General features: G+C 58.2%; 22 protein-coding genes. 8 read left to right on the forward strand and 14 right to left on the reverse strand.

Features of this window, described 5'->3' with window-relative positions:
- Positions 1 to 6 precede the first annotated feature (6 nt).
- From ACGJAX_RS25035 to ACGJAX_RS25045, 3 genes are read right to left on the reverse strand one after another with little or no spacing between them, the layout of a single operon-like run.
- Positions 7 to 303, reverse strand: a complete 297-nt coding sequence (locus ACGJAX_RS25035) for a pentapeptide MXKDX repeat protein (protein ID WP_248915194.1) — start codon at positions 301 to 303, stop codon at positions 7 to 9.
- A gap of 53 nt (positions 304 to 356) precedes the next feature.
- Positions 357 to 1,142: a molybdopterin-dependent oxidoreductase gene (locus ACGJAX_RS25040; RefSeq protein ID WP_247257253.1), complete on the reverse strand. Its 786-nt coding sequence runs from the start codon at positions 1,140 to 1,142 to the stop codon at positions 357 to 359.
- Positions 1,139 to 1,756: a cytochrome b/b6 domain-containing protein gene (locus ACGJAX_RS25045; RefSeq protein ID WP_390956544.1), complete on the reverse strand. Its 618-nt coding sequence runs from the start codon at positions 1,754 to 1,756 to the stop codon at positions 1,139 to 1,141. Before ACGJAX_RS25045 ends, ACGJAX_RS25040 begins: the two co-directional genes overlap by 4 nt.
- A 281-nt stretch (positions 1,757 to 2,037) precedes the next feature.
- On the opposite strand from ACGJAX_RS25045, the gene ACGJAX_RS25050 reads away from it, so the two are divergent.
- The gene (locus tag ACGJAX_RS25050; protein ID WP_390956545.1) at positions 2,038 to 2,979 is read left to right on the forward strand and encodes a class I SAM-dependent methyltransferase; all 942 of its coding nucleotides are present in this window, start codon (positions 2,038 to 2,040) and stop codon (positions 2,977 to 2,979) included.
- A 48-nt stretch (positions 2,980 to 3,027) separates the two neighbouring features.
- Here ACGJAX_RS25050 and ACGJAX_RS25055 read toward each other — a convergent pair whose 3' ends face one another.
- Positions 3,028 to 3,801: a LuxR C-terminal-related transcriptional regulator gene (locus ACGJAX_RS25055; protein ID WP_390956546.1), complete on the reverse strand. Its 774-nt coding sequence runs from the start codon at positions 3,799 to 3,801 to the stop codon at positions 3,028 to 3,030.
- A 111-nt stretch (positions 3,802 to 3,912) separates the two neighbouring features.
- On the opposite strand from ACGJAX_RS25055, the gene ACGJAX_RS25060 reads away from it, so the two are divergent.
- Together ACGJAX_RS25060 and ACGJAX_RS25065 are read left to right on the forward strand one after the other, a co-directional pair.
- Positions 3,913 to 5,016, forward strand: a complete 1,104-nt coding sequence (locus ACGJAX_RS25060; RefSeq protein WP_090323371.1) for a polyamine ABC transporter substrate-binding protein — start codon at positions 3,913 to 3,915, stop codon at positions 5,014 to 5,016.
- 103 nt (positions 5,017 to 5,119) lie between these two features.
- Positions 5,120 to 6,250 carry a P1 family peptidase gene (locus ACGJAX_RS25065; protein WP_390956547.1) on the forward strand — a complete coding sequence of 377 codons (1,131 nt, stop codon included), beginning with the start codon at positions 5,120 to 5,122 and terminating at the stop codon, positions 6,248 to 6,250.
- A 391-nt stretch (positions 6,251 to 6,641) separates the two neighbouring features.
- Here ACGJAX_RS25065 and ACGJAX_RS25070 read toward each other — a convergent pair whose 3' ends face one another.
- The 4 genes from ACGJAX_RS25070 to ACGJAX_RS25085 form a co-directional block, all read right to left on the reverse strand.
- On the reverse strand, positions 6,642 to 7,364 hold the full coding sequence (locus ACGJAX_RS25070) for a GNAT family N-acetyltransferase (protein ID WP_390956548.1): 723 nt from the start codon (positions 7,362 to 7,364) through the stop codon (positions 6,642 to 6,644).
- Between the two features lie 173 nt (positions 7,365 to 7,537).
- Positions 7,538 to 8,590: a DUF2235 domain-containing protein gene (locus ACGJAX_RS25075; protein WP_090323376.1), complete on the reverse strand. Its 1,053-nt coding sequence runs from the start codon at positions 8,588 to 8,590 to the stop codon at positions 7,538 to 7,540.
- Positions 8,591 to 8,592: 2 nt separating this feature from the next.
- Positions 8,593 to 9,195, reverse strand: coding sequence for a YceI family protein (locus ACGJAX_RS25080; RefSeq protein ID WP_390956549.1), 603 nt, complete (start codon positions 9,193 to 9,195; stop codon positions 8,593 to 8,595).
- 165 nt (positions 9,196 to 9,360) lie between these two features.
- Positions 9,361 to 10,722, reverse strand: a complete 1,362-nt coding sequence (locus ACGJAX_RS25085; RefSeq protein ID WP_390956550.1) for an MATE family efflux transporter — start codon at positions 10,720 to 10,722, stop codon at positions 9,361 to 9,363.
- A gap of 293 nt (positions 10,723 to 11,015) precedes the next feature.
- On the opposite strand from ACGJAX_RS25085, the gene ACGJAX_RS25090 reads away from it, so the two are divergent.
- Complete coding sequence (locus ACGJAX_RS25090) at positions 11,016 to 11,288, forward strand: hypothetical protein (RefSeq protein WP_248915206.1); 273 nt, start codon at positions 11,016 to 11,018, stop codon at positions 11,286 to 11,288.
- A gap of 748 nt (positions 11,289 to 12,036) precedes the next feature.
- On the opposite strand, the gene ACGJAX_RS25095 is transcribed toward ACGJAX_RS25090, so the two are convergent.
- The 3 genes from ACGJAX_RS25095 to ACGJAX_RS25105 form a co-directional block, all read right to left on the reverse strand.
- Positions 12,037 to 12,867, reverse strand: a complete 831-nt coding sequence (locus ACGJAX_RS25095) for a type 1 glutamine amidotransferase domain-containing protein (RefSeq protein WP_390956551.1) — start codon at positions 12,865 to 12,867, stop codon at positions 12,037 to 12,039.
- 831 nt (positions 12,868 to 13,698) lie between these two features.
- Positions 13,699 to 14,631 (reverse strand): cation diffusion facilitator family transporter, encoded by a 933-nt coding sequence (locus ACGJAX_RS25100; protein ID WP_090323384.1) that lies wholly within the window; start codon positions 14,629 to 14,631, stop codon positions 13,699 to 13,701.
- 312 nt (positions 14,632 to 14,943) lie between these two features.
- On the reverse strand, positions 14,944 to 16,995 hold the full coding sequence (locus ACGJAX_RS25105) for a phosphatase PAP2 family protein (protein ID WP_390956552.1): 2,052 nt from the start codon (positions 16,993 to 16,995) through the stop codon (positions 14,944 to 14,946).
- A gap of 355 nt (positions 16,996 to 17,350) precedes the next feature.
- On the opposite strand from ACGJAX_RS25105, the gene ACGJAX_RS25110 reads away from it, so the two are divergent.
- From ACGJAX_RS25110 to ACGJAX_RS25125, 4 genes are all read left to right on the forward strand, one after another.
- The gene (locus ACGJAX_RS25110) at positions 17,351 to 17,749 is read left to right on the forward strand and encodes a DUF5329 family protein (RefSeq protein ID WP_390956553.1); all 399 of its coding nucleotides are present in this window, start codon (positions 17,351 to 17,353) and stop codon (positions 17,747 to 17,749) included.
- Positions 17,750 to 17,844: 95 nt separating this feature from the next.
- Positions 17,845 to 19,035: an MFS transporter gene (locus ACGJAX_RS25115; protein WP_390956554.1), complete on the forward strand. Its 1,191-nt coding sequence runs from the start codon at positions 17,845 to 17,847 to the stop codon at positions 19,033 to 19,035.
- A gap of 360 nt (positions 19,036 to 19,395) precedes the next feature.
- Positions 19,396 to 19,800, forward strand: a complete 405-nt coding sequence (locus tag ACGJAX_RS25120; RefSeq protein ID WP_390956555.1) for a DUF6632 domain-containing protein — start codon at positions 19,396 to 19,398, stop codon at positions 19,798 to 19,800.
- Between the two features lie 290 nt (positions 19,801 to 20,090).
- Positions 20,091 to 20,738: a hypothetical protein gene (locus ACGJAX_RS25125; protein ID WP_390956556.1), complete on the forward strand. Its 648-nt coding sequence runs from the start codon at positions 20,091 to 20,093 to the stop codon at positions 20,736 to 20,738.
- A 373-nt stretch (positions 20,739 to 21,111) separates the two neighbouring features.
- Here ACGJAX_RS25125 and ACGJAX_RS25130 read toward each other — a convergent pair whose 3' ends face one another.
- From ACGJAX_RS25130 to ACGJAX_RS25140, 3 genes are all read right to left on the reverse strand, one after another.
- On the reverse strand, positions 21,112 to 21,939 hold the full coding sequence (locus ACGJAX_RS25130; protein WP_390956557.1) for a nitrilase-related carbon-nitrogen hydrolase: 828 nt from the start codon (positions 21,937 to 21,939) through the stop codon (positions 21,112 to 21,114).
- A 79-nt stretch (positions 21,940 to 22,018) separates the two neighbouring features.
- Complete coding sequence (locus ACGJAX_RS25135) at positions 22,019 to 23,236, reverse strand: Xaa-Pro peptidase family protein (RefSeq protein ID WP_090323389.1); 1,218 nt, start codon at positions 23,234 to 23,236, stop codon at positions 22,019 to 22,021.
- 165 nt (positions 23,237 to 23,401) lie between these two features.
- The gene (locus ACGJAX_RS25140) at positions 23,402 to 24,304 is read right to left on the reverse strand and encodes a farnesyl diphosphate synthase (protein ID WP_390956558.1); all 903 of its coding nucleotides are present in this window, start codon (positions 24,302 to 24,304) and stop codon (positions 23,402 to 23,404) included.
- Between the last annotated feature and the right edge of the window lie 16 nt (positions 24,305 to 24,320).

The following is a 24,320-nucleotide window of genomic DNA, read 5'->3' on the forward strand; positions in this document are numbered from 1 at the left end:
CCGGGATTACTGCGACATGGCGTCCTTTTTCATCGTGTCCTTGCTCATGCTGTCCTTGGACATGTTGTCTTTTTTCATTGTGTCCTTGGACATGTTGTCTTTTTTCATCGTGTCCTTGGACATCGTGTCTTTTTTCATCGTGTCCTTGGACATCGCGTCTTTTTTCATCGTGTCCTTGGACATGGCGTCCTTGGACATCGAGTCTTTGCTCATGCTGTCATTGCTCATCGTATCGGCAGCAAACACGCTGGCAGCGCCGACAGCCAGGCACATGGACAGAACAACGGTGGTCAGCTTTTTCATGATGAAACTCCTTGATGCGTGGGGTGTGTACAAAGGAAATGGCCGGGCGCCGGTCAGCTGCCACCGAACCAGTTGTAGCCCTGGTCTTCCCAGTAGCCACCGCTGTAGGTGTTGCTGACGAAAATCGCCTGGATGTGTTTGGGGTTCTTGTAGCCGAGCTTGGTGGGCATGCGCAGCTTCATCGGGAAGCCGTACTCGCGTGGCAACACCGCGCCGTCGTAAGTCAGCGTCAGCAAGGTTTGTGCATGCAGCGCCGTGGCCATGTCGATGCTGGTGTAGTAGTCGTCGGCGCATTTGAAGCCGACGTATTTGGCATCGGTGTCGGCGCCCACGCGCTTGAGGAAATCACTGAAGCGCACACCACCCCAGCGGCCGATCGCGCTCCAGCCTTCGACGCATATGTGCCGGGTGATCTGGTCGGTCTGCGCCATCGCGCGCAGCTCTTCGAGGCGCCAGCTGCGCTTGTCGGCGACCAGGCCGGTCACTTCCAGACGATAACTCTCCTCGTCCACCGTCGGTGCCTCGTCGATGCCATAGAAGGCATTGAAGGGAAACGGCCGGGTAATCATCGATTCCGGATAGGTCGGCGCCATGGCGTTGGGGTTGAACAGCCAGCCCTGCACCCGATCGTTGAAGCGCGACATCGACGACAAGGCGGTGTCGACGCTTTCGTTGTCGGTGAGGTTGCAGCCGGACAACATGGCCACGCCACCGAGGGTCAGGCCGCGCAGCAGGAACGAACGGCGCGAGCGGTCTTCGATCTGCGGGGCGAGGATCTTACGGGCGTCGGTCAGGATGGACGACTCATCCAGTCCCGATCCTTGAATGCGCTTGTTCATACGTGCTCCTTACGTCCAACGATCATGGCCACCAGCGTTTTTGGCACCAGTGCGACCATCACCAGATGCACCGCCACGAACGCGACCAACAGCGCCATGGCGAAGAAGTGCACGCGGCGCGCGCCTTCGTAGCCCCACATCAGTTCACGCAGCAGCGGAAACTGCACGGACTTCCACAGCACCAGCCCGGAGAGCACCAGCAGCGTGATGTCGATCATCACGAACAGGTAGGCCACGCGCTGCACCTGGTTGTAATGACTGAGGTCGGCGTGACCGAGTTTGCCCCGCAACGCGGCCCACAGGTCCTGCAACACGCCTTTGGGCGAGACCGGGAAAAACCGTCGTTTCAGCCGACCGCTGAACAGGTTGAACGCCAGGTAGACAAGGCCGTTGATCGCCAGGAACCACATGGCGGCGAAGTGCCACTGCAGCGCACCACCGAGCCAGCCGCCGAGGGTGATCGACTTGGGAAAGCTGAAATCGAAGATCGGCGAGGCGTTGTAGATGCGCCAACCGCTGGTGACCATGACCAGCACCGCCAGGGCGTTGAGCCAGTGGGTCAGCCTTAGCCATCGTGGATGGCTGGCTCTGGGTGAGGCAGGTAGCGGCGACATGACGGGCTCCCGGCTGTTGTTGTTCGTTGGGGCCGAGTATGGGAGGCACAAGGTCGCCAAATCCTCACGTAAAGTTAAATAAATCGTGATAACTGCCTACCCGATCCCTTGTAGGAGCGAGCCGGCTCGCGATGGACTTGAGAACGCCGCGGGGTGTCAGACTCCCCGCGTTTTCGTTAACGACCATCGCGAGCAGGCTCGCTCCTACAGGGGTTTGGGTGAGCCGCCCGTGCCGCAACTATGGTTAAATGCCGCCCCCTTCAAATGACCGACCCGACCCGATGAACCCTGAAGCCCTCGCTACCCTCCGCGAACATTTGCTGACCGCCCTGGCGGCTGCACCCGCCGAAACCCGCCGCCTGTTCCACGGCCGTGGCCGCTGCTGGCCGGGGCTGGAGCAGTTGACCGTCGACTGGCTGCAGGGCGTGGTGCTGGTGGCGTTGTTCAAGGAGCCGGAAGCGGCGCAGTTGGAGGCGTTGAAACAGCTTCTGCTGGCACTCACGCAGTCGGACGCCTGGGCGCAATCCGGCGCGCACACCCTGCTGCTGCAACATCGCTACCTGCTGCAAAGCACCACCGAATGGTTGCTCGGGGAAGAAATCGACGAGCTGACGATTGTCGAGGGCGGTCTGAAGTACCGGGTGGACCTGGGACGCAAACAGAACACCGGCCTGTTTCTGGACATGCGCTACGGCCGCGACTGGGTACGGGCCAACGCCGAGGGCAAACGGGTGCTGAACCTGTTCGCCTACACCTGCGGCTTCTCTGTCGCAGCCATCGAAGGCGGCGCGACCCACGTGGTCAACCTCGACATGTCCAGCCCGGCCCTGAGCCGTGGTCGCGACAATCACCGGCTCAACGGCCATGACTTGGGCAAAGTGACGTTTCTCGGCCACGACCTGTTCAAGTCCTGGGGCAAAGTCATCGGCAAAGGCCCGTACGACCTGGTGATCATCGACCCGCCGTCGTTCCAGAAAGGCAGCTTCCTGCTGACCAAGGACTACCAGCGCGTGCTGCGCCGCCTGCCGGAATTGCTCGCTGAAAACGGCACTGTTCTGGCGTGCATGAACGACCCGGCCTTCGGTGCCGACTTCCTGATCGACGGCGTGACCCGCGAAGCGCCGAGCCTGCAATTCATAGAGCGGCTGGAAAACCCGCCGGAGTTTCCGGATGCCGACATCGAATGCGGGTTGAAGGCGTTGGTGTTCAAACTGCAAAGCTGAAACACCACCGCCCCATGGTTGTACGCGGCCCCTGCAAAAACTAACGCGTCAGCGCGGCCGCAACACCAGCGCAAACAGCTCGCCATGGCCGTTCACATTGAGCTTGTGATAGAGGTTGCGCCGATGCACTTTCACCGTCTCCGGCGAGATGCCCATTTGCTGGGCGATGGCCTTGCTGGAGAATCCCTGGAGAATCAGGCGCGCGGTTTCGATTTCCCGTGCCGACAGGCGTGCGTCGAAGCGGTCCAGCAAGGTCGCCAGATCGCCGGCCACCGCCTCGGCGGCCGGCCCTTGCGGCGGCAGCAATTGCGAATGTCGACGCATCGCGGCCAGCACCCAATCGCGCACGCACAGCAGGCGGCCCTGCTCTTCAAGGCTGAAGCGTGTCGAACGCCCCAGTGATAAACCGAGCACGGCGCCGTCGACGTTGAGCATGAACTGCAATTCGTCGCCGCCGACCACGGAGCGGAAATAACTCAGGTAGTACTCGCTCTGCTGGAACTGGTCGGGCGCCACCGATTCGAGGCTGTGCAAGCCATCGGCGATGCCCGCGCACACCGCCAGGTAAAACGGATCGAGCAGGTACATCCCGGCGCAGTAATCCGCCAGCTCTTCATGCTCGTCGGCAGCGCCCCGCGAGTCGAAATCGATCAGCAGGCCGGGCACCCTTCCCGCCTGCATCACCGCGACCAGCGCGTTGTCCAGCGGCACCAGCAAACGCAGGGTGTCCACCAGCGCCCGCCAGAACCCGTCCTGGCCCACCGAACCAAATACCCGCGCCAGCCCCTGGTGCAGCGGTAACTCTTTCAACAACGCGTCCACGCACTACCCCTTTCGAGTAACCCATGATGGGAATGGGTGACGGCCACCCCGGTCGATACGCTGCAGACTCCTGATTATCAACGGCCTGCAGCAGACCAGGAGTGCCGCATCATGAGTGGTCACCGCTCGTATTTCAATCTGGGGTTTAGCGCCTGTCTGGCGATCTCGTTGTCGGCGGTCGCCGCCGATGGCGAGACCGTGCACGTGTACAACTGGTACGACTACATCGGCCCGAACACCCTGCATGACTTCAAGCGTGACACCGGTATCCAGCCGGTCTACGACACCTTCGACAGCGCCGAAGTCCTGGAAGGAAAACTGCTGACCAGCCGCAGCGGCTACGACGTGGTGGTGGCCAGTAACTTCAGCCTGCCGACCCTGATCAAGGCCGGCGCCCTCGCCCCGCTGCCCCATGCCCAGATGCCGGATTTCACCAACATGGACGCGGATCTGATGGCGAAACTGGCCCACAACGATCCGGGCAACCAATACGCCGTGCCGTACCTGTGGGGCACCAACGGCATCGGCTACAACGTCGACAAGGTCCGCGCGGCCCTGGGTGACAAGGCGCCGGTGGATTCCTGGGACTTGGTGTTCAAGGAGGAGAACCTGGCCAAGCTCGGCCAGTGCGGCGTGGCGATGCTTGATTCGCCCTCGGAAATGCTGCCGGTCGCCCTGCACTATCTGGGCCTGCCGCCCAACAGCACCAACCCCGAGGACTACAAGAAGGCCGAAGCGCTGCTGCTCAAGCTGCGGCCTCATATCGCCTACTTCAACTCGTCGAAATTCATCAGCGATCTGTCCAACGGCAATATCTGCGTCGCGGTGGGCTGGTCCGGCGCGATGCTGGAAGCCAAGGCCACCGCCGAGCAGGCCGGCAATGGCGTGAAGATCGCCTACAGCCTGCCCAAGGAAGGCGCACCGGTGTGGTTCGACACCCTGGTATTGCTCAAGGATGCACCGCATCCGCAACAAGGGCTGGCCTTTATCGACTACCTGATGCGTGCCGATGTCATTGCCCCGGTCAGCAATCACCTCAACTACCCCAACGGCAACCGCAACGCGACGGCCCTGGTGGCCGAGGCGACCCGCAACAACCCTGCGGTCTACCCGTCGGCCGAAGCCCTGGCCACCCTGTTCACCCTGCAACCCTTGCCACCGGCTACCGAACGGGTGCGGACGCGGGTGTGGAGCAAGGTCAAGAACGGCGAATGACACACCACGGCCCCTGTGGGAGCGGGCAAGCTCGCTCCCCCAAGTCGATCAGCGCTATCAGCCAGATATTTTTCAACCCACGAATTCGAAGATGAGTAAACCGATGAAACCACGTGCCCGCGACCTCGATATCCAGATTGGCCAACTGCAACCCGGCCCGCTCAATGCCATCACCGATGTCCCCGGTGTGCGCGTCGGCCACAGCAATGTACGCGGCCGCAGCGCCAAGGGTCGTGACATCCTCACCGGTGTCACCGTGATCGAACCGCGTGCCGGTTCGACCAGCCTGCAACCGTGCTTTGCCGGCGTCCATGTGCTCAATGGCAATGGCGACGCGACCGGTCTGGAATGGATTCGCGAAGCGGGTCTGTTGACCAGTCCGATCGCCTTTACCAACACCCACAGCCTGGGGGTGGTGCGTGATGCGCTGATCGTGCTGGACCGTGAACAGCAACCGGACGACGGCCGGCTCTACTGGAACATGCCGGTGGTGCTGGAAACCTTCGACGGTTTGCTCAATGACATCAACGGCTTCCATGTGCAGGTCGAGCACGTCGCCCAAGCCCTGCGCACGGCAGAAAGCGGCCCGGTGGCCGAGGGTAATGTCGGCGGTGGCAGCGGCATGATCTGCCATGAATTCAAGGGCGGCATCGGCACCGCTTCGCGACGGCTGGACAGTGCTCAGGGCGGCTGGACGGTCGGCGCCATCGTTCAGGCCAACCACGGCATTCGCGGTGAGTTGCGCGTCGATGGCTACCCGGTCGGGCGCTACATGGAACAGGTGGATTCGCCGTTCCTCAAGGCGTCGCTGCCGCATCCGGGCATGGGTTCGATCGTGGTGTGCCTGGCCACCGACGCACCGTTGCTGCCACACCAATGCACACGCCTGGCGCAACGAGCCAGCCTCGGCCTGGCCCGCACCGGCGGCGGCAACGAAGACCACAGCGGTGACATCTTTATCGCCTTTTCCACCGGCAACGCGCACGTGCCGCCCGCCGCCTACGAGAGCAAACGCGCGCCCACCACGGGCAACCTGAGCATGGTCAATAACGATCACATCAGCGAATTGTTCCTGGCGGCCACCGAAGCGGTGGAGGAAGCCATCATCAACGCCCTGCTGGCCGCCGACAGCGCCGAAGGCAATGGGCATGCCGTACCGGGACTGGATGCCACGACGCTGCTCGACGCCTTGCAGCAGGCCGGTTGGCCGGGTGCCCGCCAGGGTAAAAGCTGACAATTATGGGGGTGATTCGACTAGCGGTACTTGAGGTCGAACCCCCAACTTTCTACGATGATTGTGCGCAGCCGCTTGCTTGCTCAAGCCGTTGCGCAGGTGGTGAGTGTACTGAACCCCTATCAAGCTCACCGCCTGCTTCACGCGCATCTTGAGCCTCAATGGCTCCACTTCCTCCCCATCAAAGAGCTTTGAGGCTCTTTTTTAACTGCGCGACGTCCAGACCAGAAAAAGCCCGGCAAATGGCCGGGTTTTGTGCTGCCTGACATCCGCACCCTGTAGGAGCGGCCTGCCCGCGATGGACGTCAACGATAACGCCGGCTGTCTGAATGCCCGTGGTGTCCACGCGTTTTTCGCGAGCAGGCTCGCTCCTGCAGTTTTGATCGGGTTATCAGACCAGGCGCAAGCGCGGGCCGGTGGCTGGCACGGCGTCTTCCCCCAACCGATCGCGCACAAACTCGCTGGCCTTGCGCGTCAATTGGTCCAGATGCCGGTCACGCTGTTTTTCCGCGTCGAGCATGGCGCGCTTGCCGTGCTTTTGCAGCAGATAGGTATGAATCTGCCGCACCTCCAGGGAGCTGTAGATCGACGCCACATCCAGCAGCGCCATCAGGCCGTCGCTGCCGTGGTCGCGGGTGTTCATCAGCACCTGGGTCGCGCGCGTACCCACGACCTGAAAGCCCATCGCTTCGAAGTACGGCACCTTGGCCACCGCGCAGGTCAGCTCGGCATGGGGATAGCGACCGACCATCTCCCGCAGCATTTTGCGCGCAACGCCCTGGCGCCGATGGCTGGCATCCACCGCCATATAGGCGACGCCGCAAGCCTCGGGATCGTCCTTGAGCGGCAGGTACAGCAAAAAGCCGATGACCTTGTCCGGATCGTCCAGATCGGTGGCGACCAGCAACTCCACATCGATCCCTTTCGTCCCGTTCAACGCCTCCAGATACAGGTGCACCTCATAGCCGATCGCATACTGGTAGACGTTGTACAACAGGTTGCTGGGCGGGATCGCGACCATGCTGATGTCGGTCAGGTTATCGACCACCATCTGCAGGATCTGGCTGTTGATGTGCTCGGGGCACGGGGTTTTGAAGTGGCTGATCTGGGGCATTGCGCGGGCTGACTCCGGGGGCTGGGATGAAGCGTTGATCGCGGGGCTGCCTATCATAACGTGCCCGGGCGCATTACTGGCCTGCGTTGATCGATCCACGGGAGGCGTTGCGATATGGGGCTGACATGCTCAGTCAGCCGCACGCCGCCCCCCGGTTCCATCGCCACCCTGAATCAACTGATCTTGTTCACCGGCCGGTAATCGCCTGATAAAAACACACCCACCGGATTTTTCGGGCGATACGTGCCAACGGTGGTTACGCGCTGCTGCACGCTGTCATCGATGCATTCCTGACCGAACGTTTTGGTGCCGACTGGCCGGAAATACCGGGCATTGAGCAAACGGTAGGTTCCACCGAGAAAATCACTGTAGGAATCAGTGATATCAGGCAGCGTTTTGGGTTGCCGGGGAATTTTCATCGGGTCCAGCTCCAACCCGCAGTCCATGGCCTTATCGGCCATCCAGCGCAGGGGGATGTCCGACAGGTTGTTATCGGTATAGCCGCCTCCGACATTGGCATGGGCCCCACAGAACCAAAGCTGTTCCATGACTTGATTGGGCTTGGCAATCGGGTCCCACAGTGTGCATTCATAATTTTCCCGATGCTCATCGATGGCCACGGCATGGAAGGCGTTGCGCACAATCCCGCTGAGCTCGGTATCGTGAAACTCGTAATATTTGTGGTTGAACCACTCGGCCGATTTGAACGGAACACCCAACGCGCCAACCGTGTCCCAGACGCCCAGGAAGTGGATCTCGATTTCCCGCGAGTAACTTTGCCGAAAATACTGGGCGTTTTCGGTGTCGGCACTGGAATCCCGGGTGCGGTACAGGCTGTAGGCTTCGTCGATACGATTGAGGTGTTTTTTGGTCAGCAGCCCGACGTTTCGAATCAGCCCCACCAGGCTGCGCGCCGAATAGGCGCCGCGACTGAAGCCGATGATGTACACCTGATCACCGTCTTCGTAGCTCTTGGCCAGGGCCAGGTAACCCTCCTTGATCTTCTTGGACAGGCCCACCCCGAAGGCGCCGCCTTCCAGTTTGTCGTACCAATCGGTGCCCACACCGGGGATGTACACCGCCAGTTGGACCGTGCCGTCCTTGTGCGCCGGCAGGATCGCGTCATGTAACTTAACGACGTTGGTGCTGGAATCGCCGTCGATTTCCGGCGCCTGATCCGGCAGGTTCCAGGTGCCATCAAATGCGATGATGATTTTTTTTGGCATGACTATCTCCCTTCAGTAACGGGCAATGCATGATCGCTGCGTTGGGGCGCGACCATGCGAAACCGGATGTTGATGTCGTCGGAAACCATACCGCTGGCGAACTCCCCTTCGCCGATGTTGAAGTCGCTGCGTTTAAGCGTTAACTGACCGTCGAAAATGCCGATGGCGTTCTCCGCCTTCAGCAGAACCGGCACCACCACCTCCCGTGTTTTGCCCCTGAGCGTGAGGTTCCCGGTGATCTGATAGCGGTTATTGCCAAGGTCCTTGACGGCGGTCGACTCGAAAATCGCCTGCGGATAAGCCGCGGTATCAAACCAGGCGGTCTTCTTCAATTCACTGTTGGCGTCGCTGCTGCCAGCGTCGATGCTGTCGAGTTCGATGATCAATCTGGCGTGGGCTGACTCGGGCCTGACCGTGTCGAAATAGAGGCTGCCCTGGAACCTGGAGAAAGTGCCATACACACTCGACCCCATCTGGTCATAGGTAAAGCTGATGGTACTGGCCGTGGTGTTCACATCGGCGTATTCCACCGCCTGGGCGACGGGCAGGATACCCGCCGCGAAAAGGGCCGCCACAGCGGTGAGACGAGTGAATCGAACGTTCATGGAGCTCTCCGGGCCAGGGCTTCCTCAGGGGTTGAGGTGTCAATCGCATGCCAGCCGGCAGTAGAAGGACTAAAGCAAAGAACGGCGGCTAAATCCACCTGAAACCCGTTGCAGCGGATCGCCCTCATTCGCGCCGCAACACCCCCCAGGCGGATTCCGACAGAACTACACCAACCGCTCAATTTTCTGATGCTTCCACACCAGGTTGTAATACAGCGTCTGCAACGCCAGCATCCCCAAGTATGACAGCGGAAACGCCATCCACACCCCTTGCAGCCCGAACCGTGCATCCAGCAGGTACGCCGCCGGCAACTGCACGCCGACCACGCACACGATGGAAATCGCCACCGGCACCATCACCGTGCCGCTGGCGCGCATGATGCCGCCGATGATCGCCTGGAAGCCGAACACCAGCAGGCTCCAGAGCATGATGTGCAACAGGTGTTCAGCCATGCTTCGCGTCGCCTCTTCGGTGAGGAACAAGCCCAGCAACCAGTGCGACAGCCCGTAACCCAACACCACCAGGCCACCGGTCAGGCACAGGTTGATCATCAGCCCGGTACGCAAGATCGAGCCGATACGCTCGATGCGCCCTGCCCCGATCGCCTGCGCACCGAGGATCGACGCCGTGATCGCGATCGACAGCGCCGGGAACTGCACGTAATTGACGATCTGCGTGACCGCGCCATAAGCCGCCGTCGCCTGGGAACCGTGCTGGTTGACCAGCGCCAGAATCACCAGCTCCGAGAGCGACAACACCACCATCTGCAAGCCGGTCGGCAAACCGATGCGCAGCACCTTGCCGAGAATCGCCATGTCCAGCTTCATGGCCGCGAAAAACTCCCGGTCCGGCGCCAGCGGATGCCCGTTACGAATCAAGCGCCACGCCAGCCAGCCCATCGCCGCCAGGTTGCCCGCCAACCCGGCAAACGCCGCACTCTGAATCCCCATCGGCGGCAACCCCAGCCAGCCACGAATCAACGCCGGCGTCAGCGCCAGCCCGATACAGGTCGAGACCACCAGCGCCAGCAGCGGCGACAAGGTATCGCTCACCCCGCGCAGCAACTGGGTGAACAACACGAACACCAGCAGCGTCGGCATGAACCACAACATCACATGGGCATACGCCACCGCATCGTCCAGCACATCCCCAGGTGTCCCTAACCCCACCAGCGACGACCGCGCAAACACACTCCCCACCACCGCCGCCACCAAACCGATCAACAGGCCCAACAACAGCGTCGAGCCGGCGATGGTCTTCACCAGATGCGTCTGCCGCGCACCCCAGGCCTGCCCGATCAACACCCCCGCCCCCGCGCCCAGGCCGATGACCAGGGCGATGAAGAAGAACACGATGGGGAACATGCCGGACACGGCCGCCAGGGCCTGGGTGCCGAGCATTTGGCCGATGTAGATGCTGTTGACGGTGCCGGACATGGACTGAAGGAAGTTCGACAGGACCATGGGGGCGAGGAACAGGAGGTAAGTTTTCCAGAGCGGGCGCAGGGGTTGGGTGGGGGTTTGCATGGGGTGGAGGTCCATCTCGACGACGTGAGGGCTGATGAGGATAGCTTCGGTGAGTTACGCGTAAGGGGCAATGAACATTTGAGGGTTGGGTCGGGATTTCCAGCATGGGGGGAAAAGTCCGAGGTTTTGTCGTCATGGGTCCTACAAAAAGCTCGGAATGACTCACCTACCGCACGGATTCCATGCCGCTTATAGTCTGCGCCGTCGCCCAAATGGCGATTCGGGTTTGGCGACCTGACAACAGAGAATGACCAATTGACGGCCTTGAGCCAATCAGACAGAGATCATTCAGAATGAATCGATACATGCCTCTCACCGGAATCGACCTGGTTCCCGCCTCGCTGCTCATTGATACCCAAGCCCCACTCGACGTTCTGCACGCCATGGCCGATTACCGTATTCGCACGGTGACGCAGGTGCTGGAGAACATTGCCTTTCGCGCCGAGATCGGTTGCGACACGGTGGTGTTGTCGGATTTTTCCAGGTTACTGGCCATTCCGCTGCGGGATGGGTGTGACTTGATGGATGTGATCGGGCGGCGACTGCGGGCGCAGGGGGTGGAGTGAGTGAAAAACGGGCGCTGAAGGCGCCCGTTTTTTTGTCGGATGAGGCATTTTTTTGTGCTTCACGCAATCCCGGGATACAACGCTAACGCAATACTTGTGCAGCCAGCTTGCTGGCGATGCCCTGGAGTGCGCCGCGTTTATCCAGTCCACAGGCTTTATTGTTAATGACCATCGCCGCGATGCGGCGACCCGACAAGCCAGCGCCTTAAATGGGCGGTGCCCACGTTGCAATGCCCCTTTTTTCTCGAGCGTTTTTTTATTCGATATCGGTCAATTGCAGCCATCTATGACCATCAGCAATCGGCCAATTTCTGTCTGTCGCCAGCCTCACCGGGTCATTTCCGGTCGCTTAAGACTTTGGTATCGGGTTAGTCCGGTGCCATGCAAATAATTGTTCAGGTCGAACGCATATCAGCAGACAGTTGAGGTGCGACTTGGCAGATTATCGATCACACCTTGACTTTGGCTCGGACCGATCCGGTTCTTTGTACAAGACCCTCTACCAAGAAATAGCGTCGTTGGCACAAGAATTTGAAGCAACGCACTGGAAGGCAGGAACAAAAACTGTCGGGTGGTAAATCTCTAAACGAGGGAATTACGAAGCCACCCTCCGGCTTGGACTTAATGTGCGGGTGTCAGCTTCCGACACATAAGTTTGCAGCGTGTCGGAATAGACGGTGGTGCTGGAGCCGAAGCAGATCGACCCACAGCACCTACGACCCGACTTGCCCGGAGCGACCGCTCAGGATTACTTCAGTTTCGCCAGCATCGCCACGGCGACTGCCTTGGCCGATTGAGGGTTCTGGCCGGAAATGACTTCGCGGTCTTCGATCACGTTCTCGCTCCACGGCTTGGCTTCGGAGAAGTTAGCACCGGCTGCCGTCAGGCCATCTTGCGGGAACAGTTTCATATGGCCGCCGCCGAGGAAACCTTTGGCCTGCTCCTCTTCCGCGTCGGTGAAGGCGGTGACTTTGTAGCCCTTGTAAATCCAGTTGGCTGGCGCTGCCGGCTGTTTGCCCGATTCCAGCGCGGAGACAAAACGGTGCGCGTCCGGGATCGCCGCCAACATGGCGATGGTGCCATGGCAGGTGAAACCGGTGATCTTGCCTTTTTCATGGAAGTTGGTCAGCAGCTGGCCCAGTTGCTTGTCCTTCAGCAGATCCTGCATTGGGATATGGCCGCCTGGCACGAATACAGCATCGAACTTGTCGTAACCGATTTTCTGAACCTGCGCGAAGCTGATGGCCGGCGAGCCGCTCTTCGAGGTCAGCTTCAGCGTGTCCAGCAGCGCGAGACTTTCCTGACGGGCCTTTTCATTGCCGCCCCAGAAGTTCACATCATTGGATTTCTGGTCCGCCGTTGGCGCCTTGCCGCTAGGGGTGGCAAATACGACGGTTTGACCCGCCGCGATGAAGGTCTGCACCGGTTGCATTAATTCATTCAGGAAGAAACCTGTTTGCATGACCTTGCCGTCCTTCAGGTCCAGTTGAGCCTGATCCGACAGTACAACCAATACCGTGCCGGCGTTGGCATAATTAGCGGCGGCGGCCAGCAGGACGGCAATAATGGTTTTTTTCACGCGATTCTCCAGTAGGGATGATTTGATGGAGCCATCTTATTACTGGAGCAGAAAGCGATAGAGCCCATGAATTGAATTTCACTTATTACACTGAGTAATCAATAGGCAGGACTTACTGTCGCTGAGGTGCTTGGCCCGCCGCCAGAATTTTCTCGGTGCAAACTCCGGGACATAGCTGACGCAGGCCGTCCTGCTTACCATCCCGCGATCCTTCCTGCGGGATGGGTGTGACTTATTGGATGTGATCGGGCGGCGACTGCGGGCGCAGGGGGCGCAGTGAGTGAAAAATGGGCGCTGAAGGCGCCCGTTTTTTTGTCGGATGAGAAGGACCGCAGGCTTTGTTCTCAGACGTGAATGTCTTGAGTTTACGCCTGGGGCCCATTACGCAGTGGTATTGATGCGGGTACCCACAGATCCTGAGGTAGCTTTTGGCAGCTCGACTTCGCCCGGTTTACTCCCGTCATGATCGCCGTCGCTATCTATCTGCACAGTTGGGGGCTTTTCGTGTTTGATGGCGGCGGCTTGAGGCAGGGTGATATGGGTCGAAGTGCTTATTGCCGATGTCATGTTAATCCCCTTAAGGAGCAGTAGTTTGAGTTGATACTATCGGCGTCATTGTTTAAATATTCAGGGCATTTAGTACGGTATCCACTCATTTAAAACAACTGAGATCCGCTCCCAGTCACAAGCCCGGCTGTATATTTCAGGCATTGCAAGACGTGAAAAAAATGTGATGCGCGCGTGAACAATCAAAGTTTTATTGTAATGACCTTAATACAAACTCTTGCGTGACAACCCTACCGTCACTATTCAGGGATGCATTGCAAATGATCAATGATCGAGGTCCGGGCGATGCCAAGGGTCAACGTGCGTCATCAGGTTCAAAACGCGGTGCCTTTGCATCACGTTCTCCCTGGCCGCCACGGCGATGGCATGGCCATGCTCAACAGTAATTGAGGCATCCACCTCGATATGAGCGTCCACCATGATCATGTCGCCCATTTTTCGAGTACGTAGATCATGGACACCTTTGATACCTGGTGTTTGTTGGAGCGTTTCGCGGATCGCTGCGATCTCTTGCTCATCAGCCGCACGGTCCATCAGGTCGTGCAATGAATCCCAAGTGAAGGTCCAGCCCATTTTGGCAATCATGCCACCGACCACCAGCGCAGCAATGGGGTCAAGAATCGGGTATCCCGCCAGGTTACCGACAATGCCTATGCCCACCACCAAGGAGGAAGCGGCGTCGGAGCGCGCGTGCCAGGCATTGGCAACCAACAAGCTGGACTTAACTTTTTTGGCGACCCTCAGCATAAAGCGAAATAACAACTCTTTGGCGACCAACGCTCCCAAGGCAACCCACAATGCCACCGCGTGCACCGTTGGAATTGATTCGGGGGTTTCAAGCTTCAGCACCGCGGAGCCAATCATGCCAACACCCACGATCAACAACAGTATTCCCAATACCATGGACGCGGCGGTCTCAAAACGCAGATGCCCATAGGGATGACCTTCGTCGGCCTCCTGCTTGCTTTTGTGGCTGGCGAACAACACGACAAAGTCAGCGATCAGATCGGATAATGAATGAATGCCATCGGCTACAAGCCCTTGGGATTTCGATAGCAGTCCAACGGCAATCTGGGTCAGCGAAAGCGCGATATTAACGATGACACTCACCCACGTGCAGCGGGAGGCTGCCGCTGCACGCGCAAGTTGACTGAAGCCTTCGTCTTCAGGCTCGTCAGAGAACTCTTCATAACTCATTTTTTATTCCTGTCATTGAAACTGATACTCGCTACGCAACATGAGCGATGGATGTGCCCGGCGGAATTTCTATTTTTAAATGGCCTTAAAGTGTAAGGCTTGAAATTACGCCGGCGCAATGTTGACGGCATTAATCATGCCGCGCACGAAAGATGGTTTTCGACAACTGAGCATGATGGTGTAAATACTAATATTTCGCGTAACTCTAACTTTCTGGAACTCAGCAAAATTCAAGTTTTAAAGCGGGATGAGTCACCCGGCTCGGCAGTGAGAGTGATTGCCCGCTTTTGGGTCGATTGTTGCCTGTCGCGATCAGTCGGACATTGTTTTCTGTGCCTTGCCCTGTCGGGCTAACAGGACATTGCCATCCCAATCCCCGTTTGCCGTTCCTTCGGCTCGTGGCAGGAGCCGTTCGTTGTTAAAAGCGGCAGCCAGAGTGCCCCGTGGTGCATTCACATCGGGCTGTGTCGAAGCCAACGTGACGAGGGATAGCGGATGATAGAGGCGCTCCTCCACAACTGAACCCATCCACAGCGCTGAAGAATGCTCGTTCGTGAGCTCGAAATCGACGGCCCATACTCGAAGTACGAGGCGCGAGCTGGTAAGCGCGCCACCACTATTCGCTCGAATGAGCGTCAGACTGGGGAGACGACCACTGGCGAAAAGTGGAATGACGGGAAGAGCTGCCGAGTCGGTCTGGATGGAGAGCCAGTTCAGGGCACTCAACGGTGTCCAGGCCACTGAGTCCCGCCACCCGTTACGCTGCAGGACATCCTGCAACACCTTCAGGCTACCGGCCCACTGGAACGTCAGCGGCTCATTCGTCTCGCCGGTCAGATCGATACGCCGCGCCGGCAGTTGTTCCCAGCCCGACGCCCACCAGTCCGTGGCGGTCATGGACGGAGTTCCTGTCTTGACGGCGTAGCGATCACGGTCTGTCGCATGGCTACGATAGATATTGAGTCCTCCGGCGAGAGTCAGTGCCAAGCATCCGGCGGCGAGTAGACCTATAGAATCAATGCGTCTGGCTTGGCGTTTCAGGTAGGACAGGCCGAGCAGTGCCAGCCACGCCGACCCGAATGCCATCCCCCCAAGCACGTCTGAAAACCAATGCGCACCGAGGTAGAGGCGCGAGAAGGCAATCAGAAATATCAGGGTTGCTGCGCCGAGAATGACCACCAGGCGCCATGCCGGGCGGATCTCACGCGCGATGAGAAAAGCAAGGAAACCGTAGAGCACGACATTGACTGTGCTATGGCCGCTGGGGAAGGAAAATGCGCTCCAGCCAGAATAGAGAAGCTCGCCGGGGCGAGCTCGATGCAACGCGACTTTGATGACCGTGTTGAGCACTGAAGCGCCGGTAATTGCTACCAGCCAATAGGCCGCTGTACGCCAGGCGCGTTTCCACAAGAGCCACAGTAAGACAACCATTGTGACCGCCATCACGACCGTTGTGTCGCCGAGCTCTGTAATGGCGATCATCACGGCGTCGCCTGGTGCAGTACGAAGGTCCTGGAGCATGTGGTAAATCGCGCTGTCGGCCAGCAGCAATGGGTCACCGGTGACGACATCTTCAAGGACGCCAAAGAAGAGCCAGGCTGCCCCCGCCAGAAGCAGGGCTGACAATGCAAGAGTCCGTGCTTCGGGCCGAGAAGGATCGAGTAAACGGGTGAGCCTGCGGCTCAACCAGGTGTTGTGGGTGGCGGCCCAGTACCGCAGCCGCCCCAGTGAATCGATGAAGTAAGGAACGCCGCGGTGCAACCCCCAGCGCACGATATGCAGGAGTGCCCAGCCCGCCGTGAGCAAAACGATCAGCAGAATCGCGAGCGGCTTGGCAGCTGCTCCGAGGACGCTAAATGTTGCGCCTACGAGCACACCGGACAAGATATGCGACGAAGCCCAAACGAGAGCGGAAACAATATTGACGGCATAGAACCGACTGGCCGTCATCCCCAACATGCCGGCGAGGAGAGGGATGACGGCGCGGACACCCGGTACGAAGCGCGCGAAAAACACACTCATGGTGCCGTGACGCTCAAAGAAGGCCTCGCTGCTCTGAACCAGTTCAGGGTGACGGTTCAAAGGCCAGAAACCAAGAATTTCCCGGTGGTATCGATGCCCGAGCCAGAACGAAAAACCATCACTTGCGATGGCACCCAACGTGGCGGCGATCAGCAACGGCCAGAGCAATAAAACACCACTTGGCACCAAGGCACTGAGTGCGAGAATTACCGCTGTACCGGGAACGACAGCGCCGATAATCGGGATTGACTCGGAAAGTGCCAGAAGAAAGACCGCAAGATAGGCAACATGCGGATTCACCGTGAGAAACTCGATGATCGATGAGACCAGGGACGTCATCATTCGCTGGCAGCCTGTTTAATGTCGGTGAGGACGCGATCAATGTGCATGTCTTCCCGATCAGTCGCACAACCGTTATGAAGCAGGTGCCACGTCAGCGGTGAACTCTTCGGCGCGCCTTTCAAAGCGTCCAGCATCCGACGCGTGCGTAAGGTCACTGCCCCACCCAAGGTAATGTTAGCCGTGGGCCTTTCGATTCCGTTAGACGATTACAGGCCGTACAAGCCAAGGACTATCATCAGGACTGCGTAGCATGGACGATTCATTCTGGACCGGGTTCGGGCTGGAACTGACATTACTGACGTTCATCGTATTTTTGGGCTTTGCGTTCATTCCACTTTCAGCACGAGGATGAATCATGCGTATGTGGACAGGAGTGGCGGGCAGGCTCATCAGCCAATGGATGATAGTCGCTGGTTTCAGCCTTTTCACAAACTTAACCAATGTGCAGGCTCAAGCCACACCTCAAGCCACTCAAGAGATAAAAGGCTTGCTGGACTTCGTCGAGCATAGTGAATGTCAGTTTGTGCGTAACGGGGACGAATTCCCAGGCCCCCGGGCTCGGGCGCATCTGGAGAAGAAGCTGAATTATCTCGAAGGCAAGAACATGGTGAACAGCGCAGAAGACTTCATCGATCTGGCTGCCACTGGAAGCAGTATGAGTGGTCGCGCCTATGAGGTGCGATGTCCAGAAGGCGCAGAATCGGCACGCACCTGGTTGATGAGGGAGCTACAGAGGCAACGGCAGCTTCATTGATTTTTTGCCGCTCTGGCGTGAACCGGGTTCGCCTGCGAGCACGACTAAACCGTTTCTCAGTCTCTCCTTGATAGCGATGAGTACAGGATGAAAATATGAATAGCGGAAGTTCAAACACCAACGCTGAGCATCTTCGTATTCCGCGCGCGATTTGGGCGCTAGGCTTTGTCAGCCTCTTCATGGATCTATCATCCGAGCTGGTACACAGTTTACTGCCTGTGTTTTTGGTCACGACATTGGGGGCGAGTGCATTGGCCGTCGGCGTCATCGAGGGTATTGCCGAGTCGACCGCCATGCTCGTCAAGATATTCTCTGGTGCTATCAGCGATTTTATGGGACGGCGCAAAGGATTGCTGTTGCTAGGATATGGTTTAGCTGCTCTGACCAAACCACTTTTTCCACTGGCTCACTCCGTTGAAGTGGTCTTTACCGCACGCTTTCTGGATCGAATTGGCAAAGGCATTCGTGGGGCACCACGAGATGCTCTGATCGCAGATGTGTCGCCACCAGAAATCCGTGGTGCCTGCTTTGGACTGCGGCAGTCGATGGATACCGCAGGGGCTGTTCTTGGACCTGTTCTGGCCATCGTGCTCATGTTATGGCTCGCAGATATACAGCTTGTCCTCTGGTTTGCAGTTATTCCGGCAGTGGTGGCGGTAGCGCTCATTGTCACAGGCGTAAAAGATCCCACACACCTCCTCCGCGAACGCGAATTTCGATCTCCAATTCATTGGAAAGTCCTGTATGACTTCTCTTCTGGGTATTGGTGGGTTGTCATCGTTGGAGGGGTGTTTACGCTTGCCCGTTTCAGTGAGGCATTTCTGGTCTTACGGGCGCAACAGATAGGCCTGTCGATCACCTGGACTCCACTGGTGATGGTGGTTATGGCCCTTTTCTATTCGATGTCCGCCTATCCTGTCGGCTGGCTTTCTGATCGCATCAGTTGCACCAAGTTGCTTTGTATGGGGATGGGACTGCTCGTCCTGGCGGACTTGCTGCTTGCTCAGTCCGGTTCTGTCATTGCGTTGATGTTGGGCACAGCCTTGTGGGGGCTTCATATGGGATTTAGCCAAGGCATTCTTGCCTCGCTGGTAGCCGATAAAGCGCCCACGGAACTCAAAGGTACGGCCTTCGGCATTTTCAACCTTGTCAGTGGTTTATGCGTGCTGATCGCCAGTGTTCTTGCAGGCTGGCTTTGGCAAAACATGGGGTCATCCAGCACTTTCCTCACCGGTGCGCTGCTTGCCACAGCAGCGCTGCTCTTACTGTTATTCAAGAAGCAGTAAGCGCAAACAAAAAACAAAACGAATGGTTCTGAACGAACAGTTCACCGTTTCAGGCATCAACCGTTGTTCCGGTTATAGGCGGGTTCGACCTTGGCAGTTAAAAGACTGCTCTTGGAAGACTTCTGCCGGTTGCGACAGGTAGAAAACAGCGAGAAGCAGCCGGTGGACGGAGCGATCGCAAATGAGTAGCTATGCTTGGTCTATTGCCGGTACTGACTGAGCTGGGCTTTGCGTCCAAGGTGTATAAACCCCTTCAGCGGTCACCCGACTGTCACAATCCCCGGTCTGGTGAGGGATAGACGACAATCCACCAAACCTGTGAAGGCGTTATCACCAAGCCAGACCCAAGGAGAGTCCACCATGACCGTAGTCGATCGCCTCAGGTATTTGCGCGTCGTTCTGGTTTTGGCTGGCCTCGCGAGCCTTGCTCTCTACCCACTTATGTTGCTCTGGCCGTCCGGCTGGGCCTGGCACGTCGGTCACTCGGACTACCCGATGATGATCGTTGGCATCTACGCCACACTTGGCGTGTTCTTGATCCTGGCCGCACGTGATCCATTAGCCAATCTGAGCCTCATCTGGTTCACCGTGTGGTCTAGCGCCGTACACGGAGGAATCATGGCCGTCCAGGCGGTCACCCAGCCAGGGCAAATGGGGCACTTGGCAGGTGATGTGCCGGCGCTCTTCATCGTTGCGGTTGCCTTGGCCATCTTGACGCCCCGCTCGCAATTGGTCGCTCAGCCCCGGACACAAAATAGGGCCTAAAAGCAGGTTTGACTGTCAAGATCGGAACGAAAATCGCGTTTGTACGCAAATTTTTGGTCTGTTGATCTACCAAGTGCCGACAGATTTTACGTAGCAACGCAGTCTTCAAGACTGTACCCGCGTTTTTTCACAGCCTCGGGCGTTTTCTGCCTGTCACGACTGACCGGTTTGGGCTGAGGACTCCTGTCGTCATGACTTGATAATGATGGCTATATAAAGTCAAAATGCCTCTATTTGAATACTCGAAAGCCAGTATCCTGGTTTCATGTCATCCCATAAAGACTCCAAACATGCTCAAGATACTTTCCTCCCCCATTCCTCTATCGCTCATTTTCGCCACTTTGGTTGGCTGCGCCGAAAAGCCCGTGCTCGTCGATAATGGCCCAGTCCGGATTCAGTCGTCCTTAATTAATGGTCGGATGCAGGAAAGTTGGAAAGGTACAGTCAAGGCCATATCGACTGACTCCCACACCGAGATGGCCGATTTCGTCAACGAATCACTGAAGAATGCAAAATACAATGTCGTGCACGGAGACTCCGATCTCACCTATTCGATTCGTGAGATCTATGCTGGCCCAGCTTCTGAGTACAAAGAGGCCCACACCGGTACAGGCTCCGTCTTGGCAACAGGCGCGTCCGTGGCATTGTCAGTAGCCGCATGCGTAGCTATGAACACGTGTACATCGCCAGGCGTGCTCGGCAACGGCGTGGCCATGAACCTGACCTCGGCAACAGATGCGGCCAATAACGCCAACGGGCAGTCAGTCGAACAGTTGAAAAAGACTAACCTCGTAATTCACAGCATCTGCCTGAGCGGGCGTGGATGTGCGAGTTCTGCAGCTGCTTCTTCTGATCCTGCGCTGTCCCTGGATGATCTTCGCAAAGAAAATGCCCAAGTGGGTCTAACCACCTCGATGCGACTCAAAAACAATTACTAGATCTGCGCCTGGTTGAAGTAGGTGATAGCTTGCTCGCTCATGAGCTTCTCCTATTCGCGTGCGTTTTCTCGCCGCTTCTGACAAGCAGCAATTGGCCGTTTCTTGCCGGTCGCGACAGGCAACAATCGGCCCGGAGCGGATATCAACATATTCCTCAAGACGCCCCTCACCCGCCCCTGCCGCTTCGATCGCGATAGCGTTCTACGCATTGCACGCCAAGTCGTGCGCTTGCGCTAATCGGGTTGGCCGCCGTCGCGACGTGATCGATGTCGCGCAACTGATGCTGGATGCCCTCACTCGTCTGGCTGCTGCCCCGTGAAAACATGAGATTCCTGCTCCGCACCTCAGCAGTCGCCGGACCCGATTTGCATGATCACCCAGGAATGACGCTGACCGTGTTGGCGACGCCGTCTTCACTGGAGGCCCGTTCGACGCCCAGTGGAACGGGACGTCGGTCGCGCAGATAGCGATAACTGTTGCGGCTCTCTTCAATCCGCCCGCGGTCCAGCGTGACACGGACAGGATGTCCGTCGGTGGCCTCGACCAGCACGTTTCCGAACGGATCGACGGCGACACTCTCGCCAGGAAATGACAGGCCCTTGCCTTCACCAATCCGGTTCACCATAACGACGAAGCATTGGTTTTCCATGGCGCGGGTGATCACGGCGCGACGGTGTACGGGGCCGTAGGGGTCCATGTTGCCGTCCAGTACGAGGATGAGGTCGGCGTCCAACAGGGCCAGCGAGCGGGCGGTCTCCGGAAACTCGATGTCGTAGCAGATGAGCATGCCCACGCGTAACGAGGCGATTTCACACACCGCGTACTGCGAGCCGGCATCGAAAACGCCCCAGTCCGTATCGGGCCAGAGGTGAGTCTTGCGGTATTTGAGGGCAATACGCCCCGACCCATCGATCAACATCGCGGTGTTATACGCCCGCCCGTCAGCCACTTCGCAAAAACCGAAAGCGATGGCGGTATTGCTTTTGCGTGCCGCCTCCTGAATCAGTCGGATGGGCTTGCTACGGGTGGTCAGTCCAGTGCTATCAATCTCGTCCCTGGTCGGAAAACCTGAGAGCGTCGTCTCCGGAAACACGATCAAATCCGTATCGAGCGGGGCATTGCGGATTATCGACAGCATGTTGCTCAGATTGATCTCGACGTATGCGTCCGCGATGGGCAGTTGCGCCAGCAAAATGTTCATGGGGGCCTCCAAAAAAAAGGGCACCGCACCTGGGTCGATGGGAGCGGCACCCTGAAACGTCAAACAGTGCGACTAGCGATCAGAACCAGAAAACCGGGGTCGTTGTCAGCAACTCGATTCCGGTCCGGGTGACGATGAAGTTCTGCTCCCACCCCACGCTGCCGACACCTTTTCGCGTCATGAAGGATTCCCCGGAGGCGACCATCCCCTCTTCGAAAATATCGTCTGCGGTGACCGAATCCCGGTTGATGATCGGGTGTTCCCACATGGAGCCATTGCCGTGACCAAAGTACGGCCATTGCTTGGCGGCCAGGTCCTCTTCTTCGGCCACCCGTGCCTGCACACGCTCGGCCTCGCCCACCACGTCGAGCACGCGGGCTCCGTGCTTCACGGAGTTCATCACCGCCTCGGTGATGGCGTAAGAGTCGACCAGCAGCGAGCGCTGCTCCGGGGTGGGCTTGCCGCCGCAGACCAACGAGCGTCCGGGGTCGAGCCAGTACCCCTGATGGGTGGGCCCATAGATCCAGGTCCGGACCATATCGCCTTTGCTCGGCGCGCCCATGGAATACCCGTACATGGGATCACGTTCGAAGAACTGACTGTCCTCGTCGTTGCCGAAGTTCACCGGAATCCGCAGCCAGCCTCCCCCACGGCGTGTCAGCTCATAAGCGCCCTCTGCCGCCGCCTCGGCCGCAGTCTTGCCCGCGTAAAGGCTGTCGCACACGCGGTACAAGGCGCTGGAGACCATCTGCCCCGCTTCGCGGAACATGTCCAGCTCTCGCGGGCTCTTGATCCGGCGGCAACGGCGGATCAGGTTATCGTCATACTCGAACTCGATGCCGGGCGTCTGCTCCGCGAGCTGCCTGGCGTATTTCATCGGCAGATTGTCGGACCCGACGAACACGACGCTGCGACGTGGCTTGCGCGCGTTCAGTGCCTTGGCGACGCTGCTGATCGGGTCGTCACTGAAGAAATAATCGCCACAACGCACCATACGACGACGCACTGTCGCCACGTCGGCATGCAGCTCCGGTTCCTTTCCGAGTTCCAGTATCACGCAGCAGAAACCTCGCGCGTTCCAGATTGGGGAATCCGGTTCCTGGCCAGAGTGTTCCGACCAGAAGTTGGTCAACCAAAGTGTTTCCATGGCCCGCTCATAATGGCCAGCTGTCTTGCCCCAGACAATGGCCAGTTCATAACCCTGCCGGCGCATTTCATCTTCCACTTTTTTCCAGCGACCCTGATATTCATCCACTGGAAAATAACCGTCGGGGTAATTCATTCTTTCGATCGTCATTACGATTACCTCAGTCGTTGTTTTTATAAATAAGCGCGTCAAATACTGTTCAGCGTTCGAGCGCCATAGCCGTCATATTCAACCCATGACGGGAGAACTCAAATACTGCAAATCTGCACTATTGCTATCGTTATTAAATGAAAGAAGGAACGAAAGTTCGTATCACTAGAGGTCGCGTTCCACGACAACATGTGCAAGTTGTCGAAGTGCATCAGCTTCCGGGCCAAATGCCTCCAATGCCGTTAACGCCCCCTGCAGAAGTTGCCAGGCATACTGCCGCGCCCCCTCCAGTCCCAATGAAGAAACGGCGGTGGACTTATCGGCAGGCTGGTCCACGTGAACCGCTTTCCCCAAGGCCACCGGATCGGCGACGACATCCAGAATGTCGTCGCGCACCTGAAAGGCCCGGCCGATTTGTTCGGCGTATTTTCTCAGGGCCACGAAATGGCTCGTCTCCACGTTTGCGCCACTCGCCATCGCGCCCATCACCACACTGGCCTCGATCAAAGCGCCGGTTTTCAAACGCTGCATTTCAGCGATTTGTTCCGGGGTCGGTCGGGCACCGGCCAGCGTCATGTCGAGAAACTGGCCACCTGCAAGACCGGCGGGGCCGGCCGCCCTGGCCATGACCGCCACCATTTGCAGCCGAATCCCGACACTGACCGTCGATGGTTGCGCCAGCGATTCGAACGCCAGTGCCTGCAAGGCATCCCCTGCAATCAAGGCCGTGCTTTCGCCGTAGGCCACATGCAACGCCGGCTTCCCTCGACGAACAAGCGCGTCGTCCAGTGCAGGAAGGTCGTCGTGTATCAAGGAATAGGCGTGCATCAACTCCACCGCACAAGCGACACCGTCCGCAGCGTCAAGCGGCCCTCCCATGGCTTCACACGCACTGTATGCGAGTATTGGCCGCAAACATTTACCCGGCTCAAATACGCCGTAAGCCATGGCGTTATACAGTTTCTCCAGTGAAGGACTTGAGTGTGTCAGTCGTTTCCGTAATCCATTGTCCAGTCGTGCACGAAGTGTCAGGTATCTTTCGCTGTTCACGGTTTCATGTATTTGCATCACCGGCTCGCCAGAT

The sequence above is a fragment of the Pseudomonas moorei genome, from assembly GCF_042846945.1.
Taxonomy (GTDB): domain Bacteria; phylum Pseudomonadota; class Gammaproteobacteria; order Pseudomonadales; family Pseudomonadaceae; genus Aquipseudomonas; species Aquipseudomonas moorei.